The organism is Pontimicrobium sp. MEBiC01747 (assembly GCF_053601635.1).
Genome location: NZ_JBSHNS010000195.1, coordinates 1 through 4,165 on the forward strand (window position 1 = coordinate 1; position 4,165 = coordinate 4,165).

The following is a 4,165-nucleotide window of genomic DNA, read 5'->3' on the forward strand; positions in this document are numbered from 1 at the left end:
AAAATGCAGCTATTAAAATAGCAGCTTTAGACATAGGAATTAAAAAGAATATTATTAGAAACCTTGTAAGGCGAGATGCTTATGTAAAAGTATTTCCATATAATTCTACTTTCGAAGAATTAAGTGCATGGAATCCTGATGGTTACTTTTTATCTAATGGACCAGGAGATCCAGAACCTTTAGTAGAAGCACAAAATTTAGCTAAAGAGATTATAAAAAGAGATTTACCATTATTTGGTATCTGTTTAGGGCATCAGGTAATTGCTTTAGCTAATGGCATTTCTACCTATAAAATGCATAATGGACATAGAGGTATAAACCACCCTGTAAAAAACATGTTAACAGGTAAAGGAGAAATAACCTCTCAAAACCATGGCTTTGCTATAAATAGAGAAGAAACAGAAGCACATGAAGATTTAGAAATAACACATGTACACTTAAATGATAATACAGTTGCTGGAATAAAAATGAAATCTAAAAACTGTTTTTCTGTACAATATCACCCAGAAGCAAGTCCTGGACCACACGATTCATCGTACTTATTTGATGAATTTATAAACAATATTAAATCTAACTAATACATAAAAGGCAATAAAACAGACAATTTATTGCCTTTTCAATTTTACTAAAACGTTTTAGCAATTATTTTATTTAATTCTGAAACAAATACTATTTACAACCCAGAATTTAACTGTAAATTTGAAGGGTATTAAAAATTTAAATTACTATTTATGAGTATTATTATCAATGTTCACGCAAGACAAATTTTCGATTCAAGAGGAAATCCAACAGTAGAAGTAGATGTAGAAACAGAAAACGGATACTTAGGTAGGGCAGCTGTACCATCTGGTGCATCTACAGGAGAACATGAAGCGGTAGAGTTACGAGATGGAGGAGACAAATTCATGGGAAAAGGCGTAACTAAAGCTGTAGATAATGTAAATTCTATTTTAGCAGAAGAACTTTTAGGCGTTAATGTATTCGAGCAAAACTACATAGATACTTTAATGTGTAAAATAGATGGAACACCAAACAAATCTAAATTAGGAGCTAATGCTATTTTAGGAGTGTCTTTAGCTGTTGCAAAAGCAGCAGCAGCAGAATTAGGTATGCCATTATATCGTTATGTAGGTGGGGTAAGTGCAAATACACTACCTGTACCAATGATGAATATTATAAATGGAGGATCTCATAGTGATGCACCAATTGCATTTCAAGAGTTTATGGTAATGCCTGTAAAGGCAGAAAATTTTTCTCATGCTTTACAAATGGGAACAGAAATATTTCACAACCTAAAAAAGGTATTACACGATAGAAACTTAAGTACAGCTGTTGGAGACGAAGGTGGATTTGCACCAACATTAGATGGAACAGAAGATGCTTTAGATACTATAGCTACTGCTGTAAAAAATGCAGGGTATACATTAGGAGATGATGTTATGATTGCTTTAGATTGTGCCGCAGCAGAATTTTATGTAGATGGTAAGTATGACTATTCTAAATTTGAAGGCGAAACAGGAAAAGTAAGAACGAGTATAGAACAAGCAGACTATTTAGCAGAATTATCCGAAAAGTATCCTATTATTTCTATTGAAGATGGAATGGATGAAAACGATTGGGAAGGTTGGAAGTATTTAACTGAAAAAATTGGAGATGCCGTACAATTAGTAGGAGACGATTTATATGTAACTAACGTAGAACGTTTATCTAAAGGTATTCAGCAAAACATAGCTAACTCTATTTTAATAAAAGTTAACCAAATAGGAACGTTAACAGAAACAATAGCAGCAGTAAATATGGCTCATAATGCAGGATATACTTCTGTAATGTCTCATCGTTCTGGAGAAACAGAAGATAACACTATTGCAGATTTAGCCGTAGCTTTAAATTGTGGGCAAATTAAAACGGGTTCAGCATCACGTAGCGATCGTATGGCTAAGTATAACCAGTTACTTAGAATTGAAGAAGAATTAGGAGATGTAGCTTATTATCCAAAAGAAAAAGCATTTAAAATTAATTAATAATAAGTTTAAAGTTAAACGAACTTAAAGCCATTAACTAGTAGTTAATGGCTTTTTTTGTAAAGAGAACTCTCATACTGTTTACTTTTTGTTGCGCTTAAAAATTTAATAACAATATCTTAACTAAAAAACTTGTAATTAAAGAGTAATTTTGTCGACAATTATTAGGTAAATAACCACTTTTTTTTGTGATAAGTTTTAACAATATTTTAATTGTTAAAACCTTTGCTAATGAGTTTCATAAATCGCTACATATTTTGTAAATTAGCAATCCGCAAAAACAAGTAAAAATTCAATAGAACATATGTCAAAAACTGCTACGTTAGAAATTAATGGACAAAAGCATGAGTTCCCTTTAATAACAGGGACAGAAAATGAAGTTGCAATAGATATAAAAACACTTAGAGGTGCAACAGGAGGAGTTACTACAATAGATCCAGGATATAAAAATACAGGATCTTGTGAGAGTGCAATAACCTTTTTAAATGGAGAGGAAGGAATTTTAAGATATAGAGGTTACGCTATAGAAGATTTAGCAGAAAAAGCAGATTTTTTAGAAGTAGCTTACCTTTTAATTTTTGGAGAGTTACCAACTAAGGAGCAGTTAGATAAATTTCATACAGATGTTAAAAACGAATCTGTAGTAGATGACGATATTAAAAAAATATTAGACGCTTTTCCAAAGTCTGCCCATCCAATGGGAGTGTTATCGTCTTTAACAAGTGCTTTAACAGCATTTAATCCATCTTCAGTTAATGTAGATTCTGAAGAAGATATGTACAAGACGGTAGTTAAAATAATGGGTAAATTCCCAGTATTAGTAGCTTGGACTATGCGTAAAAAGAGTGGCTTACCATTAAACTACGGAGATGATTCATTAGGTTATGTAGAAAACATCTTAAAAATGATGTTTGGAAAGCCTAATGGGGAATACACTCAAAATAAAATTTTAGTTAATGCATTAGATAAATTATTAATATTACATGCAGATCATGAGCAAAATTGTTCTACATCTACAGTAAGAATGGTTGGGTCTTCTCACGCTGGTTTATTTGCTTCACTGTCATCAGGAATTTCTGCACTATGGGGGCCACTTCACGGAGGGGCTAATCAAGCTGTTTTAGAAATGTTAGAAGCTATTAAAGAAGATGGAGGCGATACTAAAAAATTCATGGCTAAAGCTAAGGATAAACAAGATCCTTTCCGTTTAATGGGATTTGGACATAGAGTATATAAAAACTTTGACCCAAGAGCTAAAATAATTAAAGTAGCAGCAGATGAAGTATTAGCAGATTTGGGAATTGAAGATCCAGTATTAGATATCGCTAAAGGGCTAGCTTCTGAAGCACTAAATGATGAGTATTTTGTAAAACGTAAATTGTATCCAAATGTAGATTTCTATTCAGGAATTATATATAGAGCAATGGGAATACCAGTAGAGATGTTTACAGTAATGTTTGCATTAGGACGTCTACCAGGTTGGATTGCACAATGGAAAGAAATGAGAACTCGTAAAGAACCTATAGGTCGTCCAAGACAAGTTTACATAGGTGAAAACCACAGAGAATTCAAAACAATAGATAATAGATAATATTTCGAATATTTATATACAAAGCTTCATAAAATTTTATGAAGCTTTTTTTTATATTTACCTTATGTTAAAACTAAATGTAAAAAACGAAACAGCAAGATTACGAGCTGTTGTTTTAGGAACTGCAAAAAGTAATGGTCCAACTCCTAAAGCAGAGGATTGTTACGACCCAAAAAGTAAATTACATGTCTTAGCAGGGACGTACCCTGTAGAGGAAGATATGGTTAAAGAAATGGAAGCTGTAGCTGATGTTTTTAAAAAATATGATGTAAAAGTATTTAGACCAGAGGTTATAAAAGACTATAATCAAATTTTCTCAAGAGATATAGCTTTTGTTATAGACAATAAACTAGTAAAAGCAAACATATTACCCGATCGTGACCGAGAATATGAAGCTATACAACATGTAATAAAAGAAATTGCTCCTGAAAATATTATAGAATTATCTGAGGAATGCCATATAGAAGGAGGAGACGTTATGCCATGGAATGATTACATTTTTGTAGGAACCTACACAGGTGAAGATTACTCTAGCTATATTACGGCACGTACT

3 protein-coding genes and 1 pseudogene are annotated in these 4,165 nt (G+C 32.3%); all 4 read left to right on the forward strand.

The window, feature by feature from the left end:
- On the forward strand, positions 1-578 hold a 578-nt coding region (locus ACVC2P_RS06390; RefSeq protein ID WP_452597647.1), incomplete at its 5' end, for a carbamoyl phosphate synthase small subunit.
- 153 nt (positions 579-731) lie between these two features.
- Positions 732-2,021: a phosphopyruvate hydratase gene (gene eno, locus ACVC2P_RS06395; RefSeq protein ID WP_452597648.1), complete on the forward strand. Its 1,290-nt coding sequence runs from the start codon at positions 732-734 to the stop codon at positions 2,019-2,021.
- A gap of 304 nt (positions 2,022-2,325) precedes the next feature.
- Positions 2,326-3,612 carry a citrate synthase gene (locus tag ACVC2P_RS06400; RefSeq protein ID WP_452597649.1) on the forward strand — a complete coding sequence of 429 codons (1,287 nt, stop codon included), beginning with the start codon at positions 2,326-2,328 and terminating at the stop codon, positions 3,610-3,612.
- Between the two features lie 64 nt (positions 3,613-3,676).
- Positions 3,677-4,165: pseudogene (locus tag ACVC2P_RS06405) on the forward strand (amidinotransferase); the annotation flags it as partial.

Coding starts and splice junctions, on each gene's coding strand:
- eno (WP_452597648.1), top strand. CDS start 732: ATGAGTATTATTATCAATGTTCACGCAAGACAAATTTTCGATTCAAGA.
- ACVC2P_RS06400 (WP_452597649.1), top strand. CDS start 2,326: ATGTCAAAAACTGCTACGTTAGAAATTAATGGACAAAAGCATGAGTTC.